The sequence below is a fragment of the Streptomyces sp. NPDC079020 genome (genome assembly GCF_044542225.1).
Classification (GTDB): Bacteria; Actinomycetota; Actinomycetes; order Streptomycetales; family Streptomycetaceae; genus Streptomyces.
Genome location: NZ_JBITUB010000005.1, coordinates 21,283 through 38,331, shown reverse-complemented (window position 1 = coordinate 38,331; position 17,049 = coordinate 21,283). Strand labels below are relative to the sequence as shown.

Annotated in this window: 17 protein-coding genes and 1 pseudogene; 12 read left to right on the top strand and 6 right to left on the bottom strand. The window is 69.6% G+C overall.

What is annotated here, in order from left to right:
* Positions 1-82: 82 nt before the first annotated feature.
* The 3 genes from ACIGJO_RS11920 to ACIGJO_RS11910 form a co-directional block, all read right to left on the bottom strand.
* A complete protein-coding gene (locus ACIGJO_RS11920; protein WP_399955835.1) occupies positions 83-340 on the bottom strand; it encodes a LapA family protein in 258 nt (85 codons plus the stop codon).
* A 389-nt stretch (positions 341-729) separates the two neighbouring features.
* Positions 730-1,203, bottom strand: coding sequence for a hypothetical protein (locus ACIGJO_RS11915; protein WP_399955832.1), 474 nt, complete (start codon positions 1,201-1,203; stop codon positions 730-732).
* Positions 1,204-1,317: 114 nt separating this feature from the next.
* On the bottom strand, positions 1,318-1,854 hold the full coding sequence (locus ACIGJO_RS11910; protein ID WP_399955829.1) for a GNAT family N-acetyltransferase: 537 nt from the start codon (positions 1,852-1,854) through the stop codon (positions 1,318-1,320).
* Between the two features lie 744 nt (positions 1,855-2,598).
* On the opposite strand from ACIGJO_RS11910, the gene ACIGJO_RS11905 reads away from it, so the two are divergent.
* The 4 genes from ACIGJO_RS11905 to ACIGJO_RS11890 all read left to right on the top strand — a co-directional run bounded on the left by ACIGJO_RS11905 (position 2,599) and on the right by ACIGJO_RS11890 (position 6,084).
* Positions 2,599-3,930 (top strand): alpha/beta fold hydrolase, encoded by a 1,332-nt coding sequence (locus ACIGJO_RS11905; protein ID WP_399955826.1) that lies wholly within the window; start codon positions 2,599-2,601, stop codon positions 3,928-3,930.
* 144 nt (positions 3,931-4,074) lie between these two features.
* The gene (locus ACIGJO_RS11900; protein ID WP_399955823.1) at positions 4,075-4,593 is read left to right on the top strand and encodes a hypothetical protein; all 519 of its coding nucleotides are present in this window, start codon (positions 4,075-4,077) and stop codon (positions 4,591-4,593) included.
* A 390-nt stretch (positions 4,594-4,983) separates the two neighbouring features.
* Positions 4,984-5,502 (top strand): SMI1/KNR4 family protein, encoded by a 519-nt coding sequence (locus ACIGJO_RS11895; RefSeq protein ID WP_399955820.1) that lies wholly within the window; start codon positions 4,984-4,986, stop codon positions 5,500-5,502.
* 402 nt (positions 5,503-5,904) lie between these two features.
* Positions 5,905-6,084, top strand: a complete 180-nt coding sequence (locus ACIGJO_RS11890) for a hypothetical protein (RefSeq protein WP_399956914.1) — start codon at positions 5,905-5,907, stop codon at positions 6,082-6,084.
* A 281-nt stretch (positions 6,085-6,365) separates the two neighbouring features.
* On the opposite strand, the gene ACIGJO_RS11885 is transcribed toward ACIGJO_RS11890, so the two are convergent.
* Positions 6,366-7,232, bottom strand: a complete 867-nt coding sequence (locus ACIGJO_RS11885; RefSeq protein ID WP_399956911.1) for a peptidoglycan-binding protein — start codon at positions 7,230-7,232, stop codon at positions 6,366-6,368.
* 320 nt (positions 7,233-7,552) lie between these two features.
* On the opposite strand from ACIGJO_RS11885, the gene ACIGJO_RS11880 reads away from it, so the two are divergent.
* The 5 genes from ACIGJO_RS11880 (at position 7,553) to ACIGJO_RS11860 (ending at position 12,810) form a co-directional block, all read left to right on the top strand.
* Positions 7,553-8,506: an SDR family NAD(P)-dependent oxidoreductase gene (locus ACIGJO_RS11880; RefSeq protein ID WP_399955817.1), complete on the top strand. Its 954-nt coding sequence runs from the start codon at positions 7,553-7,555 to the stop codon at positions 8,504-8,506.
* A 330-nt stretch (positions 8,507-8,836) separates the two neighbouring features.
* Positions 8,837-9,427 carry a hypothetical protein gene (locus tag ACIGJO_RS11875; RefSeq protein WP_399955814.1) on the top strand — a complete coding sequence of 197 codons (591 nt, stop codon included), beginning with the start codon at positions 8,837-8,839 and terminating at the stop codon, positions 9,425-9,427.
* Positions 9,428-9,475: 48 nt separating this feature from the next.
* Entirely contained in the window at positions 9,476-10,996 is a 1,521-nt protein-coding gene (locus ACIGJO_RS11870; RefSeq protein WP_399955811.1) for an AAA family ATPase, read from the top strand.
* Between the two features lie 20 nt (positions 10,997-11,016).
* On the top strand, positions 11,017-11,847 hold the full coding sequence (locus ACIGJO_RS11865; RefSeq protein ID WP_399955808.1) for a hypothetical protein: 831 nt from the start codon (positions 11,017-11,019) through the stop codon (positions 11,845-11,847).
* A 126-nt stretch (positions 11,848-11,973) separates the two neighbouring features.
* Positions 11,974-12,810, top strand: coding sequence for a PhzF family phenazine biosynthesis protein (locus ACIGJO_RS11860; RefSeq protein ID WP_399955804.1), 837 nt, complete (start codon positions 11,974-11,976; stop codon positions 12,808-12,810).
* A gap of 404 nt (positions 12,811-13,214) precedes the next feature.
* On the opposite strand, the gene ACIGJO_RS11855 is transcribed toward ACIGJO_RS11860, so the two are convergent.
* Positions 13,215-13,598: a VOC family protein gene (locus ACIGJO_RS11855; RefSeq protein WP_399955801.1), complete on the bottom strand. Its 384-nt coding sequence runs from the start codon at positions 13,596-13,598 to the stop codon at positions 13,215-13,217.
* Between the two features lie 125 nt (positions 13,599-13,723).
* The gene (locus ACIGJO_RS11850) at positions 13,724-14,365 is read right to left on the bottom strand and encodes a histidine phosphatase family protein (protein WP_399955798.1); all 642 of its coding nucleotides are present in this window, start codon (positions 14,363-14,365) and stop codon (positions 13,724-13,726) included.
* Between the two features lie 136 nt (positions 14,366-14,501).
* Between ACIGJO_RS11850 and ACIGJO_RS11845 the strand changes: the two genes are divergently transcribed.
* The 3 genes and pseudogenes from ACIGJO_RS11845 to ACIGJO_RS11835 form a co-directional block, all read left to right on the top strand.
* Positions 14,502-15,509 (top strand): LacI family DNA-binding transcriptional regulator, encoded by a 1,008-nt coding sequence (locus tag ACIGJO_RS11845; RefSeq protein WP_399955795.1) that lies wholly within the window; start codon positions 14,502-14,504, stop codon positions 15,507-15,509.
* Positions 15,510-15,929: 420 nt separating this feature from the next.
* On the top strand, positions 15,930-16,133 hold the full coding sequence (locus ACIGJO_RS11840) for a hypothetical protein (protein WP_399955793.1): 204 nt from the start codon (positions 15,930-15,932) through the stop codon (positions 16,131-16,133).
* Positions 16,134-16,826, top strand: a pseudogene (locus tag ACIGJO_RS11835) (right-handed parallel beta-helix repeat-containing protein); the annotation flags it as partial. It lies immediately after the preceding gene.
* Positions 16,827-17,049: the final 223 nt, after the last annotated feature.

Genomic DNA, 17,049 nt, shown 5'->3' with positions numbered 1-17,049 from the left:
CGCCGAGCCGGTACTCGCCGGTACGCGCCCGGACACGATGGGTTCACGGATGGGCTGCCCCGCCGTCCGTTGACCAGTCCGCTCAGCGCTGGGCGCGGCGGCGGGCGAGGAACAGGCCGAGCCCGATACCCACGATGAGGGTGACGGTGAGGACGCTCCACAGGGGGAGTGTGACCGTCGGGATCCACAGCCGGACGGTGACCGACCCCGTATTCGCCGCGATGAACCAGATGGCCACAGCGGCGACGACCACGAAACCGATGGTGCGCAACCGCATGTCCCGCCCCTTGACCGTCACGGTCGACGGCTCGTGCGGCTTCTTCGTCGATTTCTGGGACATACCAATCATTATGTGCAGATATTGCCGAATGCTCGACTTGTGGCTCTTTCGGCTACCGCCGTGTCGCGACGGCCGATGGGTACCCCCGCGCGTGATGTCGGGTCGCGTGCTTGATCGCTCCGCCGGTCTCTCGCGGGAGGTCTGGTCACACGAATATGTTCAAACGAACAGAAGCATGTTAGAAATGCTTCTGGGAGTCGTCGGCCGCCGGACCTGACCCGGTGATCGGCGCGGGGCTCCGGCCGGGTGTGCCCGGTCGGAGCCCTCCTGTCGTCGGAGGCGCTGTGAGCCGATCGGTGCGGCGGCATCCAGCGGTGGCCCGGCCGTGGGCGGTGCGATGGATGGCTGCACGTGTCCGGCGGACCGTACCCCCCCCGAGGGCACCCCGATCAGGTCGTCGCCAGCTTGTCGGTTCCCATGTCCAGGCGCATGGCGGCCCGGACGTCGGCCAGGGTGTCCATCACCTCCAGGAAGATGCGCTCGCACTCCTCGTCACCGTCTTCCATGCCTGCGGCAGCGGCGTCCCTGAGCTTGCGCACGGCCCGGAAGTAGTTCACCGCCGGCTCGACGACCGACGCGGGAGCGAAGACCTCCAGCTGATAGCGCAGTTCGTAGCAGCCGGCGAAAGTCTGCCGTGACACGACCGTCCGCTCGGCCGCCGGGACGGACCGGTCGAGGACGAGGAGCTGCAGATCGCTTCGCACCTGGGCGAGCTTCGCCAGGTAGGTGCCGTACAGCTCGCGCTTGCCGAGTCTCCACTCGGTGGACGTCTCGCGCCGGTCCTTGCGTATCTCCACGAGGACCGCGGAGCCCATCGCGATGCTCGCGCCCACGAACGTGGCCACCAATGCTGTCCATTCCATGCCCGCAACCTAGGTCATTTCTGCGCCCTGGTGCGGCCCCCTCGTTCCACGGCCGATACAAGGTACGCGCGGGAGGAAGCGGCAGCCCTGACCGGAATTCCGGTCCGGCGCCCGTCAGTTCCCCGCCGGGCAGTCGTCGGCCTGGCGGAGGTTGAGGTTCCAGTTCTGGCCGACGAGGTCGTGGCCGAAGCTGTGGTGGGGCTCCTGATCGGCGAGAGCGAAGCCGAAGTGCTCGTAGATCCTCCTGGCGGACACCAGGACGTCGTTGGTCCACAGTGTCACCCGCCGGTAGCCGGCCTCGCGGGCGAAGGCCAGGCATTCCTCGACGAGCCGGGTGCCGAGACCGAGGCCCCTGGCGGCTGGAGTGACAAGCAGGATGCGCAGCTTGGCCACGCCCGGACGGCTGCCGGAGACCAGGAAGACACAGCCCGCGCGCTCGCCGTCGACCTCGGCGATCCAGGCCGCTTCCGTGGCCGGGTCGTGCGCGGTGCCGTACTCGGCGACAATCCTGGCCACCAGGGCCTCGAAGTCGGTGTTCCAGCCGAACTGCCGGTCGTAGACCTCGCCGTGGGCCATCACCGCCCAGCCCAGATCGCCCGGACGGTCGGCGCGGCGCACGATGACATGCCGCTCGGGCTCTGGCTTCGGCATCGATCGTCCTTCGGTGACTATTGATCACGAACACTGCTGACCCGATCGTGTCAGCAGCATTGGGCCAGGTCCACGTCCCGAGAGCGGCAATCCCGCCCGCACGCCATGCCGCGGTCGGAACCCGACGGCGCGTGGTTCGGTTTCACCCGCGCCATCGCCGTGAACGGCCGGTCCGTGGCCGAGGTATTCGCCGTCCTTCCGGCCGCCACCGGCGCGAGACACCGAGCGCGACGCCACCCGCCGCACCCCGGTGCTCGTGGTACTCCGAGGCGCGCTGCCCGGCCTCGGCGCCACCGACGGCGTACCCCGGCGCACAGCCGGCCTCCGCCCTGCCCCTGACCCGGCCGCATCAAGTCCGGGGAAGACCCGGGCGTCAGGGAGCAACCCCTGAGATGCCGCCCGCAGCACGACCCCGAGCGCGTCCCGGTGGCTTCCCTGATTCCCGTCCCGCACGGTTGTGCCCCGGTTGGCTCGCTGCCACCTTCGACCGGGCGGGGCACCCCCCCCCGTGATCCGTTCGCGGAACGAGGAAGGGACTTCATGCAACCGCTCTTCAGAGCGCTCATCGGAGTGCTCACCGCTGGAGTACTCGCCGGAGCACCGGCGCCGGGCGTGGAAGCGTCGGAAGCCGGCCCTCCGGGCGGAAGCCCGACGGCGCGGAGTGCCATCGACTGGAAACCCTGCCCCCAGGATGCCGCAGCGGAGTGCGGGACCCTGCGCCTGCCCGTCGACTGGGCGCGCCCGGTGGCTGAGACGTTCGATCTCGCGTTGGCCCGCCGCAAGGCGACCGACCCGGGCCACCGGGTCGGCGTGCTGCTGGTCAACCCCGGCGGACCGGGCGATTCGGGTGTGGACTTCGCCGTACGGCGTGCCCCGTCCCACTTCAGCGCGGAAGTGCGGGAGAGGTTCGACATCGTCGGGTTCGACCCACGGGGTGTCGGAGGGAGCCAACCGGTCACGTGCTCGGCGGAACTGCTGGACAAGGCACCGTCGGCCTACCCCCGCGACCAGGCGGAGTTCGTACAACTCGCCGAGTACAACAGGGTATTACGCCAGGACTGCCGACGACGCAGCGGTCCGGTCTTCGACCACGCCGACACCCTGAGCGTCGTTCGGGACATGGACGCGATCCGCAGGTCGCTGGGCGAGTCGAGGATCAACTACTTCGGCCACTCCTACGGCACGCTGATCGGCGAGCAGTACGCGGAGCGGTACGGCGACCGGATCCGGACCATGGCACTTACCGCGAACATCGACCACAGCCTCGGCGCCCGGGAGTTCCTCGTCTCCTCGGCGGCCACGGCGGAGGATTCGTTCCACCAGTTCGTGAAGTGGTGTGCGTCCACCGGCTCGTGTGCCCTGCACGGCCGGGACGTCACGGCGGTGTGGGACGACCTGCTCGCCAGGGCGGACCGAGGGGAGATACACGATCCGGCGCGCCCTGCTCAGGTTCTCGGCGCGAACGCGATCGTACTCAAGGCCTTCAGGACGTACTTCTACCGCCCGGACTGGGAGGGGCTGGCCACATATGTCGCGGGCCTCGACGCGCAGGAACGGGAACCGCGGGAGCAGGAAACGAAGGAACTGCCACGAACCCGGCAGCCTCGACCACGGATACCGCAGGGAGCGGAGGAGCGGACGCGCGCAGAACCGTTCTACGCGGTGTTCTGCCAGGACTGGCGGTTCCGGCCGAGGAACTACCGGGAGTACGCCGGCCTGACCGAAGCCGAACTACGGGCCGCACCGCACCTGCGCGGCTCACCACGCGTACACGCGGCGGTGGCCGGATGCGTCGGCTGGCCGGACACGGTGAACAACCCGCAGCACCGTCTGCGTATCACCGAGGCACCCAAGATCCTCATGCTGCATTCGCGGCACGATCCGGCGAACAACTACGCATGGGTGGCCAATGTGCACCGGCAGACGCGCAGGACAACCGTCCTCCTGCCGTACGAGGGTGCGGGACACAGCGTCTACGGACGCACCGACTGCACACGCGACGCCGTGGACCACTACCTCATCGAGCGGAAACTCCCGAGCGCCGGGAGCCGCTGTCCCCCCGCCGCGAAGAACTGACCGCACGGGGAAAGCGATAACGCACGGGCTCCGGAAGCACTTCGCGAGCGGCGGCACCACGGTCGGGTGATCGGGGAGGGCATCCGGCGGAGACATGACGGGTGCGACCGTGCCCGGAGCGTGCGAGCAGCGCACAGTGGGGTTGTGGATGTCGAAGAGGTCGCCGAGGAGCTGTACGGGCTGAAGCCTGCCGAGTTCCTGGCCGCGAGGGATGCCTACGTCGCTCAGGCACGGAAGGCGAAGGACGCGGCCGGGGCGAAGGCGATCGCCGCGTTGCGCCGGCCGGTGCTCGCGGCGTGGGCCGCGAACATCCTGGCCCGTCAGCAGCCGCGGGAGGCGGATCGGTTCCTGGCCCTGGGGGAGAGCCTGCGGGAGGCGCACCGGACGCTCGATGCCGAGCAGTTGCGTGCGGCGGGTCGGCAGCAGCATCAGCTCGTGACCACACTGGCCCGTACAGCCGCTGATCTGGCCCGCGCGGCCGGGCAGCCGGTGAGCGGCACGGTGCTGCACGAGATCGAGCAGATCCTCCACGCGGTGCTCGCCCACCCGGACCTCGCCGAGCAGTGGTCGAGGGGCAGGCTCGTGAAGGTGCCCTCAGCCGCGGTCGGATTCGCCGACGTCGCCCCTCGGACGCTGCCCGCCCGGCCCGACCCGGCTGACTGACCGATGCCGGAGAAGGAACCGTGGCGGTCGGCGGACCGGCGGCTGAGCCACCTGGAGAGTGCTCGTACGCAGGTGGAGAAGGCCCACGCGGAGGCCACCTGAGCCCTCGGCCCACGTATGCGCCGCGTTGCCGTTGGCCAGTGGCCACGTACGCGCCGCGTTGCCGCCGGCCAGCGGATGAAACCTGGGCGACGCGCTGTCTCCGGTCCAGGATGCCGAGGGCGCCGTGGACGGGATCAGCCGGAGGAGGCATTCGATTCGGCCACGGTGCCTGCCCATCAGCGGGCTGCCGGCAGCGGGCGGCACCGGCGGCCGGGGTTACCTGATGCGTCGTGTCAGCTGCTCCTGTCCGCCACCCGTGTTGTCAGCGCCGGGTGGTATCTGTTTTCCATGAACGTTGATCAGGGAGATCCTGCGGAGCAGTCCATGCTCCGCCGCGCGCTCGGGAGCGGGAACGCTCCGCTCGGCTGGGACGCGGTACGAGCTTTCGAGTCCCAGCACGGCATCGTGCTGCCGGAGCCCTACCGTACGTGCGTGGCGGAGATATCCGACGGCTGTGAGCAGGGCCCGCCGGACTACGGGCTCCTGCCGCTGGCCGCACTGCCCCGGGACTGGGGCGACACCCGCGATGAACGGCAGCTCGTACTGCCCTTCCCCCTCACGAAGGCATGGATGTGGGAGGCGGACGATGATGCGGACCCGGATGAAGGCGTTCCCCGTTCCATTTTCGATCATGGCTCGATCGTGCTCGGTACCGACGGGTGCGGCATGTACTGGCACCTGATCGTCACCGGCCCTCAGCGCGGGCACATCTGGTGGATCAGTGGCGAGGGAGCGTATCCGTTCTCCGGGAGCGGGCCGGGCTTCGCGGGCTGGGTGAGGCATTGGGCCAGTGGCGAGCCCTGGTGACCCGAGCATGAGGTGCGGTGAGTTCGGATCCTGGCTGCGTGCAGTCCTCGATCACGAGCCGAGCCGGCCGAGAGGCGGGGCCGGGATGATGCCGCCGAGCACGGCGTATGCCCGCTCAGCCGGCAAGCGGTGACGGATCCGAACTGCCCGACCCTATAGATTGTCCGCTCGGCGGTGACTGTCGAAGCCGGAAGGAAGGGCCTGGCGCCGCGTGGATCCGTGGACGGGCGGGCGGACTGGCTGCCGCTCCTGTCCAGGATCTCCCGCACCTCATGAACCCGATTCGCCCTGGACCGGGAGCAGCGGCCCCACCGGGCCGGGCGGCCGGTCGCCGTCAGCCCTCCGTCCCCGCCGACGAGATCCGCAGGAAGCATTCCCCATCAGCAGAAAGCAGTTGTGCCCGTGTTCCCGGAGACCCCGATCTACAACCGCCTCATCGCCGAGCAAGGCGACATCCCGGCACAAGTACGCGGCGAAGCCCAGAGACTGGGACAGGAACTGGAGCGGGTCATGCCGCCCGGGTTCCGGCTCGCCTCGGCCGTGCTGAGACAGGAGAACGCGCACCCCCGACCGCCCGCCTGACCACGGCCCCCGGGACGAGCGGCACCGTTCTCGCTGGTGAATGGAGTGCGCGGCTGTGGCCGGACCGTTCGGGTGGCGCCTTACGCCTGCCGGCCGGTGAGGTCGGTCGCGGCCGTGCAGCCGCGGCGGGAGCGGGCGCCGGAGTGCCTCGCCTGCCCCGTACGTCCGGTGGACGACGCGATCGGGGGTCCGTCATGGGTGGAGGTGGTGCGGTCCTCCCGGAGCCAGGGGTATCCGCGACCGTCCGAGGCGGGGGACATCCCTGAGCCCGTCCCGGGCCGTCACGCGACGAGCGCCTCCCAGGTCTTCGGGCCCGCCAGGCCGTCGACGGTCAGGCGGTTGGCCCCCTGGTAGCCGCGGAGGGCGGAGCCGGTCACCGTACCGAAGGAACCGTCGACGGCGAGTCCGGCGCTGTGCTTGTTCAGCAGCGCCTGAAGGCCGCGTACGTGGGATCCCGAGTGCCCCCGCCGGAGCGAGTAGACCAGGCTGGGCCAGGTCTTCGGGCCGACCTCACCGTCCGCCACCAGGCCCCGGGAGGACTGGAACCTCTTGACCGCGCCGACCGATACCGACCCGTAGACCCCGTCGGCGACCAGCGCGGTGCCGCGCTGGGTGATCAGGCACTGGATGGCCGTGACGGTCGCCCCCACGGCCCCGGGGGCGATGGCCGACCAGCCGCCGCTCAGGTCCACGCCACGGGCGGCGAGGTAGGTGACGGGGTTGACCGTGGACCCCAGCCCTCCGGTGTGCGTCTCGAAGTGGAGGTGAGGGCCGGTCACATTGCCCGTGGCGCCCATGTCGGCGATGCGTTGTCCGACGGAGACCTTGGCGTTCAGGGCAACCCGGAACGTGCTGAGGTGCCCGTAGTAGGTGTACCTCCCGCTGCCGTGCGCGATGACCAGGCCGTATCCGGTGCGCCCGGACAGGACGCCGGTGCCCCGGCGCACCACGGTGCCGGCGGCTGCGGCATGGACGGCTGTGCCCGTCGAGTTGGTGACGTCCTGGCCCGCGTGCGGATAGCCGCCGCGCGGTGCCCCGTAGTGCCCGCCCGAGGGGAAGTGGCCCCGTGCGGGGTTGCACCACCGGCCGTCCTTGAGCGTTGCCGCCGAAGCCGGCGATGCCAGGGCCGGTATCCCGGTCAGCGCCACCCCGAGCCCGGCGCCGGCACCGAGCAGCAGCCTTCTGCGTGACGGGCCCGCGGCGCGGAGGTCCTGCGACTCCTCCACCTCACCGCCGACCGGACCGCATTGCTCACACATAATCCTGTCCTCCCGGTGTTCCTGCGGACTCTACGCGCGTTGCGTTGACGAGAGCATGCCAGAGAAGGGGCCGGGGCTCCAGAGCCTCGGCGTATTACGGGACTGTCGGTGATCCGTAGGCGATGTGTCGGTGGCCGCTGGAACCATCGGTGTCACCCGGCCCGGCAAGCAGCCGAAGCCGCCTCCACCAGCAGGGGAGCCCCTTCGCCATGTCGCCCACGTCGTCCTCCACCCCGCCCTGGGACGTCCGCCGGCTGCCGCGCGCTGATGACAGCGTCTTCCTGGTCACCGGCGGCAACGCCGGCATCGGGTACTTCATCGCGGAGCAGTTGTCGGCAACCGGAGCCACCGTCGTACTCGGCAGCCGTGATCACACCAGGGCCGAGACCGCCATGGCCTCGATCCGTGCGCGTGTCCCCGGCGCACGCGTGCGGGCCGCACGGCTGGACCTCGCCGACCTCTCGTCGCTCGGAACAGCGGTGGAATCGCTGGGGGTGGAATGCCTCGACGCGGTGGTCCTCAACGCCGGCGTCGCGCTCGACGACCCGCCGCGCAGGGAGACCGGGGACGGTCATGAGCTCATGTTCGGCACGAATCACCTGGGGCATTTCGCGTTGACCCAGTGGCTCATGCCGCTGCTCTCGGCCGCGCCGGCAGCCCGTGTAGTGACCATGGGCAGCTTCGCGGCCAAGTCCGAGCGGCTCGACCAGGACGACCTGCAGTCCCAGAGGGACTACCGGCCCAAGCGCGCCTACGGGCGCTCCAAGCTGGCGCAGATGTACTTCGGCGTCGAACTCGACCGTCGGCTGCGCGCGGTCGGCGGCACGGTGGCGAGCGTGGTGGTCCACCCCGGCGGCGCGCTGGATTCCCTCACCCCGTCACGGCCGCCGGTCCATGTGCGAACGGCCGGCGCGCGGCTGAGCGCGGCCCCCGCCGCCCTCCTCCTCCAGGGCAAGCACGCCGGCGCGTGGCCCGCTGTCCGGGCGGTGCTCGACCCGGCCGTACGGGGAGGCCAGCTGTGGGGACCCCGCGTCTTCGGCCTGCGCGGCGAGCCCCGACGCGAACCCGTGTGGAACCACCTCGCCGACACCTCCGTCGCGGCGCGGCTGTGGGACGCGAGCTGTGAGCTGACCGGCCTCGGCCTCGGTGCCCTCCCCGGATAGTTCAGCCGGCGGATTCGCGGCCTCCCGCCTTCAGGGCGGCACGTTCGCACGGGACGTCAGCTCCGCAGCCAGGTTCCGGTGAGTCCCGCGCGGGAAAACCGATGGAAGCCCGGTGAGCTCCGTGCTCGGATGGTGCGATGCATCAGGATGGGTCGATCGTCGTGGACCGCGGGCGGTACCAGGATGCGATGACGCCCTGGGAGCAGGCGGGCTGGCGGGAGAAGGCCCTCGGATGGGCGGAGCACGAGCTCGCCGCACGCGGCCTGCGCGAAACAGGCAGGCGCAGAGTCCGGCTGCGACCCGTGGTCGGTCCTGGTGTGCATGGGCGTCGTGGGCCATGGCGCCGTCTGGTTCAAGGCCAATCCGCCCGCCGGCGCCTTCGAGGCGGCACTCACCTCCGCGCTGTCCCAATGGGTGCCGGAGCACGTACTGGAACCGCTCGCCGTCGACGTCGGCCACGGCTGGTCGCTGCTCCCCGACGGCGGTGATCTCTTCAGGGACGTACTCAACCGCGGCCCCGCCGATCCGCGTGCCTGGGAGGAGCCGCTGCGGCCGTACGCGAGCATGCGGCACGCTCTGATCCCGCACGCCGAGGAGATCGAACTGCTCGGCGCCCCCAGCGCGCGCACGACCGCACTTCCCGGAATCTCCGACCGGGTCATCGCCGGGAACACCGCGCTGCGGCCGGACGATCTCACGAGGCTGCGTGAACTCCGGCCACGCCTGGTGGACTGGTGCATGGAGCTTGCCGACGTGGGAAGCCGTCCGCTCGCCGACGGAACCACCCGTCGCACCGGCCTTCGCCCCGCCACCTCGGCGGGGCTCAGCCGCGAGGGGTGCTGCCCAGGCGCGGACGGTCACCGGCCAGCCGCCCCCGGGGACAGCCTGCCACCCGGTCACCCGTACGGGCGCTGCGGATAGGCTTTCGCCGCCGCCCAGTGTCCCGGCGGCCGTCGGAGAGGGTGGGTCATGCAGTTCAGAGTGGTGAGGTGGGAGAGCGAGCTGCCCGTCGGCTACGACGGTGCGTACCTGATTCCCGACAACTGGAACGACTACGGTTTTGTGACCACGTTCGAGTTGGGAATCCAGCGCCCCGGGGCGAAGCCGGTCTCCATCGGCGGCGTTCGGATCGCGCACCAGGACATGGCCCGCAACCCCGGCGACGAATTCTGGCGCACGAATGAACGACTGCCCCAGCAGTTCGATGCCCTGGGCGAGGAGTACTTCAGCCTCGGTATGCGGGACACGTACTACGAGGCTCTCAACGAGCTCGCCGACGAGACCAGATCGACGATCCTCACCTCACTGCGCGACCTCGCCCACGACTACAGCGCGGATCTCCTCGACCGGGTACGGGACCTGCGCGTGTACCGCAAGTCCCTGCTGCGCGACGTCACCCACCGCGACGCCGAGTTGGAGCGCCTCCACCTCATCGCCCGTGGCCGCCGACGCGTCGTCGACTTCCATTGGAGCTATACGCCAACCACGCCGGCGGGCTCCCACCACGATCCCTCGACCCTGGACTTCCACGCCAGCCCCACCTCGCTGCCCCCGACGAACGTGCACGCCCTGATCGGACGCAACGGAGTGGGCAAGACCAGCATGATGCGCGGCATGGCGCTGGGAGTGGCCGGCGGGGAGATCGAAGTCGCGCAGTCCGCCGCACAGACCGCCAAGTTCGCACCCAATGTCGTACTCGTGTCCTTCAGCGCCTTCGACGATCTGCTCAACGATCCCGTCCCCTCACCGCACTTCACCTACATAGGCCTGCGCGACGGAAGCGACCCCCGGCGTCTCAAGACAGGGGCGGACCTGTCCGAGGAGTTCGCGAACAGTCTCGCGATCGCCCGCGTCGGTGCCCGGCGCGAGCGGTGGGAGAAGGTCATCAGAACCCTCAGCTACCCGGAATCCGGGTTCCTCGACGACTTCGACGGCGATCTCGACAGCCTGCTCACCGAGGGCTCCGACTCCCGGTTCCGGGCAGCGGCCATCAGCCTCTTCGCGCCCCTCAGCTCCGGACACAAGATTGCCCTGCTGACGCTCACGCGGCTCATCACCGAGGTCGCCGAACGGACGGTCGTGTTCATCGACGAGCCCGAGGCGCACCTGCAGCCCCCGCTGCTCTCCGCCTTCGTCCGAGCGCTGTCGGACTTCCTCTCGGATCTCAACGGGATGGCCGTGGTCGCCACTCACTCACCCGTCGTTCTCCAGGAAGTGCCCGCATCGTGCGTGTACAAGCTGCGCCGCTACGGTGACGTCCTCACGGCGGAGCGCCCTCAGGTGGAGACCTACGGTGAGAACGTCAGTGAACTCACCCATGAGGCCTTCGGCCTGGAGGTCACGGCGACCGGCTTCTACGCGGCACTGGCCGATCTGGCCGAGCGCGGCCTGAGCTATCAGGAGATCGTGGAGCGGTTCGACTCACTGGGAACGGAAGCGCGGGGCCTGCTGCGGGTGATGACGCTCCGAAGGGATTCGGCGGCCTCATGATTCCTCTCGATCCTCCGAAGATGAGCGTGAAGGACACGCTGGCCGCCAGTTGCGCCGGGATACGGGAAAACGCTCTCAAGGACAGACTGCTGGACAGGGAAGCCGACTTGACGGCGGCCGAGGAGAAATACACGGACGCGGGGGCAAGCGGTGGTCTCTACCTCCTCGCCCTCGCCGGGCAAGCCGCCGAGAAGCTGGACCCGGACCCTGACGGAACCCTCCTGCGGGAGGTGTACGGCAAGGGCCTCGTCGCGCGGGTGGAGGGGCGGGCCAGATACGACGAGCTCAAGGCGAGGGCACCGTTCGGCCGGTGTCTGCTGTGCGGGAACGGTGAAGTCGGCGCTCTGGACCATCACCTTCCGAAGGACTCGCTCCCGCTCTACACCATCTGCCCCGCCAACCTCGTTCCCGCGTGCGGCAAATGCAACCTCGCCAAGGGCAACCGCGTCGGATCCTCTCCCGGCGAACGGACGCTTCACCCCTATTACGACCGGCCGGGATCCACGGGCCGCTATCTCATGGCAGACGTCCCCAGCTGGACCGTGGAGTTCCGGATTCAGCCGCTGCCCGACTGGGACGCCGAACTCAGGCAGCGCGTCGACCACCACTTCCGGTCGTTCAGGCTGGCGGAACGGTACGCGGAATTCGCCGTCTCGCCGCTCACCTCCCAGCAGTGGCTCCACAGATCCATCTGGCGGGCAGGAGGGCCGCAGGCGCTGGCCGCGCATCTGAAGGAGGACGCCGACCACCATGCCCGCACACACGGCCCGAACATGTGGGACACCGCGCTGCGATACGGCCTCGCGGACAGCGACTGGTATCTGAGCGGCGGCGTGAACCAGAGCCTGTAGCCGGGAGAGGTCCGAACGCACGAGGTGTACAGGCCCGGCACGCACCGCGGACGGCGGCAGAAAATCAGTCCACTCATCTCGGATTGGACTTGGTTCGGTCGTGATTGGCGTCGTTAGGGTCGCGGCATGCGTATCCATGTCGTAGACGCCTTCACCGACCGGCCCTTTGCCGGCAACCCCGCGGGCGTATGCCTGCTTGACGCCGGAGACTGGCCTGAAGTCTCCTGGATGCAGCAGGTCGCCGCCGAGATGAACCACTCGGAGACCGCCTTTGTGCGGCCGGTTCCCGCCGAGGACGGCGCCGAGGACGCCGACTGGGAGATTCGCTGGTTCGCTCCGCTCGTCGAGACCAATCTGTGCGGCCATGCCACATTGGCCACGGTGCACACGCTGCGCAGGGAGCGAGGGGTGGTCGGCGAGCTGCGGTTCCGCAGCCGGTTCAGCGGCATCCTCACCGCTCATGCGCACGAGGACGGCAGCATCACCCTGGACTTCCCGGCCGCGCCCGGCACCGAAGCCCCGGTGCTGGCGGGCCTCGCGGAGGCTCTGGGGGTGAAGCCGGAAGCAGCCTTCCGTACCGGTGCGCTCGGCGATCTGCTGACCGTCCTGCCCGACGAGGCCACTGTCCGGGCAGTGACCCCCGACCTCGACGCCATCGCGGACGTGACCCGCCGCGAGGGCCTGCGCGGCATCATCATCACGGCCCCGGCGCCCGGACCCGGCCTTGAGTACGATTTCGTCTCCCGCTTCTTCTCGCCCGCCGAGGGCATCCTGGAGGACCCCGTCACGGGCAGCGCCCACACCGCACTGGCCCCGTACTGGTCGGCGCGGCTCGGCCGCAACGGGCTCACCGGCCTGCAGGTCTCCACGCGCACCGGGCTTGTCAGGACCGCCGTGCACGGTGATCGCGTCCATCTCACCGGGCACGCGGTCACCATCCTTGAGGGAACCCTGCACGTGTGAGGCTCCCGCCGCAGATCGTGATGGACTCCGGTGATGCGCCGGCTGATGATCAAGGCCCAGGGTGAGCGGGAGACACGGATCGTCGTGGTATCCGTTCCGGTCGCGCCGCTTCGGCCGGTCGGAGTCCGTCGAGGCATCGGGCGTGAGGCGGGCCACGGGGGAGCAGCCGTCCCTCCGCGCGGAGGATTCACATAGCCACAAGTGTTCGGCGCGGGCATGCCCCGGTCATGGCGGGACCCATTCCCCTTGCTGTGACCGGGGTGCGGGATGGTGACGTGCCCATCGCGGGAGGCGGCATCCGGCCCCCGGTTCCGTCCGGTTCCGTTCCTCCGGTCGCTTCGCGGTGCTCGACGAAGGGGGGTGACCAGCTGTCATACGAAACCGGCCAGGACGGCGCGTGAGCCTCAGGAATCCATCGCGGCCCGGTCGGACTCGCTGCGAAGCACACAGAACTCGTTGCCTTCGGGATCGGCGAGGACTGCCCAGCCGGAGCCGTCGGGGTTCCGGTGATCGGCGACAAAGGCGGCGCCGATCCCCAGCAGCCGTTCCACCTCCTGATCGCGCGAGATCTCAGGGCGCAGACACAGATGGATCCGGTTCTTGGTCTTCTTGGACTCGGGCACCTGGTTGAAGTACAGCATCGGGCCCTCCGCCAGCAGCACCTGCGTCTCCCGGTGGCCCGGTTCGTCCTCCGGATGCAGCGGCCGGCCGGTCACCCTGCTCCAGAACCGGGCCAGCTCGTAGGCATCCGCACAGTCAATCGCCACGTTCTGCAATACCGAAACCATGGGTGCCAGCCTTCCTGACTTCGACTCCGGACGCCAGCGGCTTGTGCTCGCCGCTCGCGCACAGCCGCCGAGTTCGCCGATGCGCCCTGCGGCACCGGGCCCGAGCATGTCTTCTCAGGCCGAGGTCAGTCATCCTCGGCGGAGTCGAGGTGGCGGGTGTCACCGAGGCTGACGACCTGGCGGTTGTGGAAGAAGTCGTCCTCGTGCAGCGTGGTGATGCTGCCGGTGGGCGCCCGGAAGCCGGCATAGCCGGCCGACTCGATCGGCATCCTGATCCACGACGCCACGACACAGGTCAGCGAGCCGCCGTGCGTCACGATGATCTGGTGCTCGCAAGGGCTTCGCAGGATCCCGTCCATGGCCGCGTAGACGCGCCGCGCCCAGGCCGCCTTGGTCTCCGCACCCTCCACACCCTCGTCGTGTTCCATCCGCTCCCCGACGGCCGGCGGTGGGATGAACCGCTGGTCCAGCCACTCCTGCGGCCTGCCACCCGCCACCCCGTAGGACTTCTCCCGGAGTCTGCGGTCCAGGACCGGCTGCACACCGAACACCTCGGCGATCTCTTCGGCCGTCCGCAGGGTGCGCAGCAGATCGGAGGAGAACAGCTCCACCTCCGCGTCGTCCGGGATCCGGGCCCGCAGCGCCTGGGCAATGGAGACCGCCGCGCGGACGCCGGCGGGTGTCAGCCGCGAGTCGTGCCATCCGCCGACGACTCCTTCGACGTGGTGCGTCGCCTCAGGATGGGTGACGACGTAAAGGGTGCGCATGAGCGCGGGCCTCCTGTAGGTAGCGTTCTGCCTGGTCGCAGGCCGAAACTATCGAAGGCCGCCGTGGATGGGTACCCGTGTCACGAACATGCGATCTACGCAACTCGCTTGCGAAGCCTGCGATACTCTTGCGCGCATGACGCGACGACTTGCTCAGGTGGCCAAGAAGGTGGGAGTCAGCGAGGCGACGGTCAGTCGTGTCCTGAACGGCAAGCCCGGTGTCTCCGAGGCCACGCGCAAGTCCGTCCTCACGGCGCTGGACGTGCTCGGGTACGAGCGGCCCACGCAGTTGCGCGGTGAGCGGGCGCGGCTCGTCGGCCTCGTGCTGCCGGAGCTGCAGAATCCCATCTTCCCCGCGTTCGCGGAGGTGATCGGCGGGGCGCTGGCGCAGCAGGGGCTGACCCCCGTGCTGTGTACGCAGACGAAGGGCGGCGTCTCCGAGGCCGACTACGTGGACCTCCTCCTCCAGCAGGGGGTCTCCGGCGTGATCTTCGCGGGCGGTCTGTTCGCGCAGGAGGACGCCCCGCACGACCACTACCACCAGTTGGCGGAGCGCAGCATCCCGGTGGTGCTCATCAACGCCTCGATCGCGGGGCTCGACTTCCCCTGTGTCGCCTGTGACGACGCTGTCGCCGTGGAGCAGGCCTGGCGTCATCTCGCCTCCCTCGGGCACGAGCGGATCGGGCTCGTTCTCGGCCCCGGTGACCATGTCCCCTCGCGCCGCAAGCTCGCGGCGGCCCGCGCCGTCGCGGAGTCCGCGGGCACGAAGCTGCCCGATGAGCACGTGGTCCGTTCGATCTTCTCGCTCGAAGGAGGCCAGGCCGCGGCCAACCGCCTTCTGGAGCGGGGGGTCACCGGGATCGTGTGCGCCAGCGACCCGCTCGCGCTGGGCGCCATCCGTGCCGCACGCCGGCGGGGACTCGCCGTTCCGTCGCAGGTCTCGGTCGTCGGGTTCGACGACTCCGCGTTCATGAACTGCACCGAGCCGCCGCTCTCCACGGTGCGTCAGCCCATCGAGGCGATGGGGCGGGCCGCGGTGGAGCTGCTGTGCGCGCAGATTCAGGGCACGCAGACGGAGCCCGACGAGCTCCTCTTCGAGCCTGAGCTCGTCGTACGGGGATCGACGGCGCCGCCCGTCGGCTGACGGTCCGTCGCTGCCCGCTGCCCGCTGCCCGGCCTCCGCCGTGCGTCCTGCGTGGTGCCCCCTCTCCGCGTCCCCTGGTGCAGAGCTTCCCGTCCTTCTTTCCCGGCTCCGCCCGGGAGGCCCGCCGCCTCCGGAGCTGACCTGCGGGGATGTGCCGTCGCTCACCCGGGTTCTGTCACGGCTGTTGACAAAGCGGTGACCTGCGAGAAACTCGACACTTCGAGGGCGCAAAAGATTAACTAGAATGCTCAATATGCCGGTAGGGCGTCGTCATTCATTGCCATACACCTGCTGGTTTCCTGGCGAGAGTCGCTGTTGCCGTCCCCCCACCTGCAGCCGTGCACCGCGTTCGTCGTCTCCTGCTGCGATACGGGGCCGGTACCGGAACGCCCAGCCGTGGCCCAGCGCTTGGAGGCCCATATGAGAGGCACAGGAGTCCTGAGCCGACGGCTGATGGTCGGCATGCTGGTGGCCGGACTGATCGCCGTCGGACTTCTTCCGGTCCACGCGTACGCGGCGGCCGTACCGCCACCGAACATCGCTCTCGGCACCACCGCGACGGCCGGCGGCGCCCACGGGGCGTACGTCGCCGGCAACGTCACCGACGGAAGCCAGCAGTCCTAGTTCAACGGCATGCGGATCCGCAACACGTACGCCGACGGCATCAACTTCGCCAACGGAACCCGCGACTCGACCGTCTTCAACTCGTCCTTCCGCAACACCGGGGACGACGCCCTGGCCGTCTGGGCCAGCAAGTACGTCAAGGACACCTCGGCCGACGTGGGTCACGACAACCACTTCCGCAACAACACGATCCAACTGCCGTGGCGCGCCAACGGCATCGCGGTCTACGGCGGCCACGGCAACACCATCGAGAACAACATCATCTCCGACACCATGAACTACCCCGGCATCATGCTGGCGACCGACCACGACCCGCTGCCCTTCTCCGGGCAGACCCTGATCTCCAACAACGCGCTGCACCGTACCGGGGGCGCGTTCTGGAACGAGGACCAGGAGTTCGGCGCCATCACCTTCTTCGCGCAGGGCCAGGGCATCCCGGGCGTCACCATCCGGGACACCGAGATCCTCGACTCGACGTACGACGGGATCCAGTTCAAGACGGGGGGCGGTGAGATGCCGGACGTCAAGATCACCGACGTCCGCATCGCCACGTCGGTCAACGGCTCCGGAATCCTCGCGATGAGCGGCGCCCGCGGCAGCGCGACGCTGAGCCGTGTGACCATCACGGACTCGGCCGACGGTGACATCCGGATCGAGCCCGGCTCGCAGTTCGTCGTCAACGGGACCGGCTGACACCCCTCCCCTCCCGGCCCCACCGGCACGGCGGCCCGCTGCCGCGGGCCGCCGTGGCCACGACGCGCCGTCCGACGCAGAGCACGTCCCGAGGTCTTCCAGGGCATCAGGGGGAACGGCGACGGCATCGTCGTCTGCGTCTCCGCGGTCTGGTGGGGGAGCGCCTCCGTGTGATGGGCTGGGCGGTGGGCGAGCCGAACCGACGGCGTGGCCCCTTCCCTTC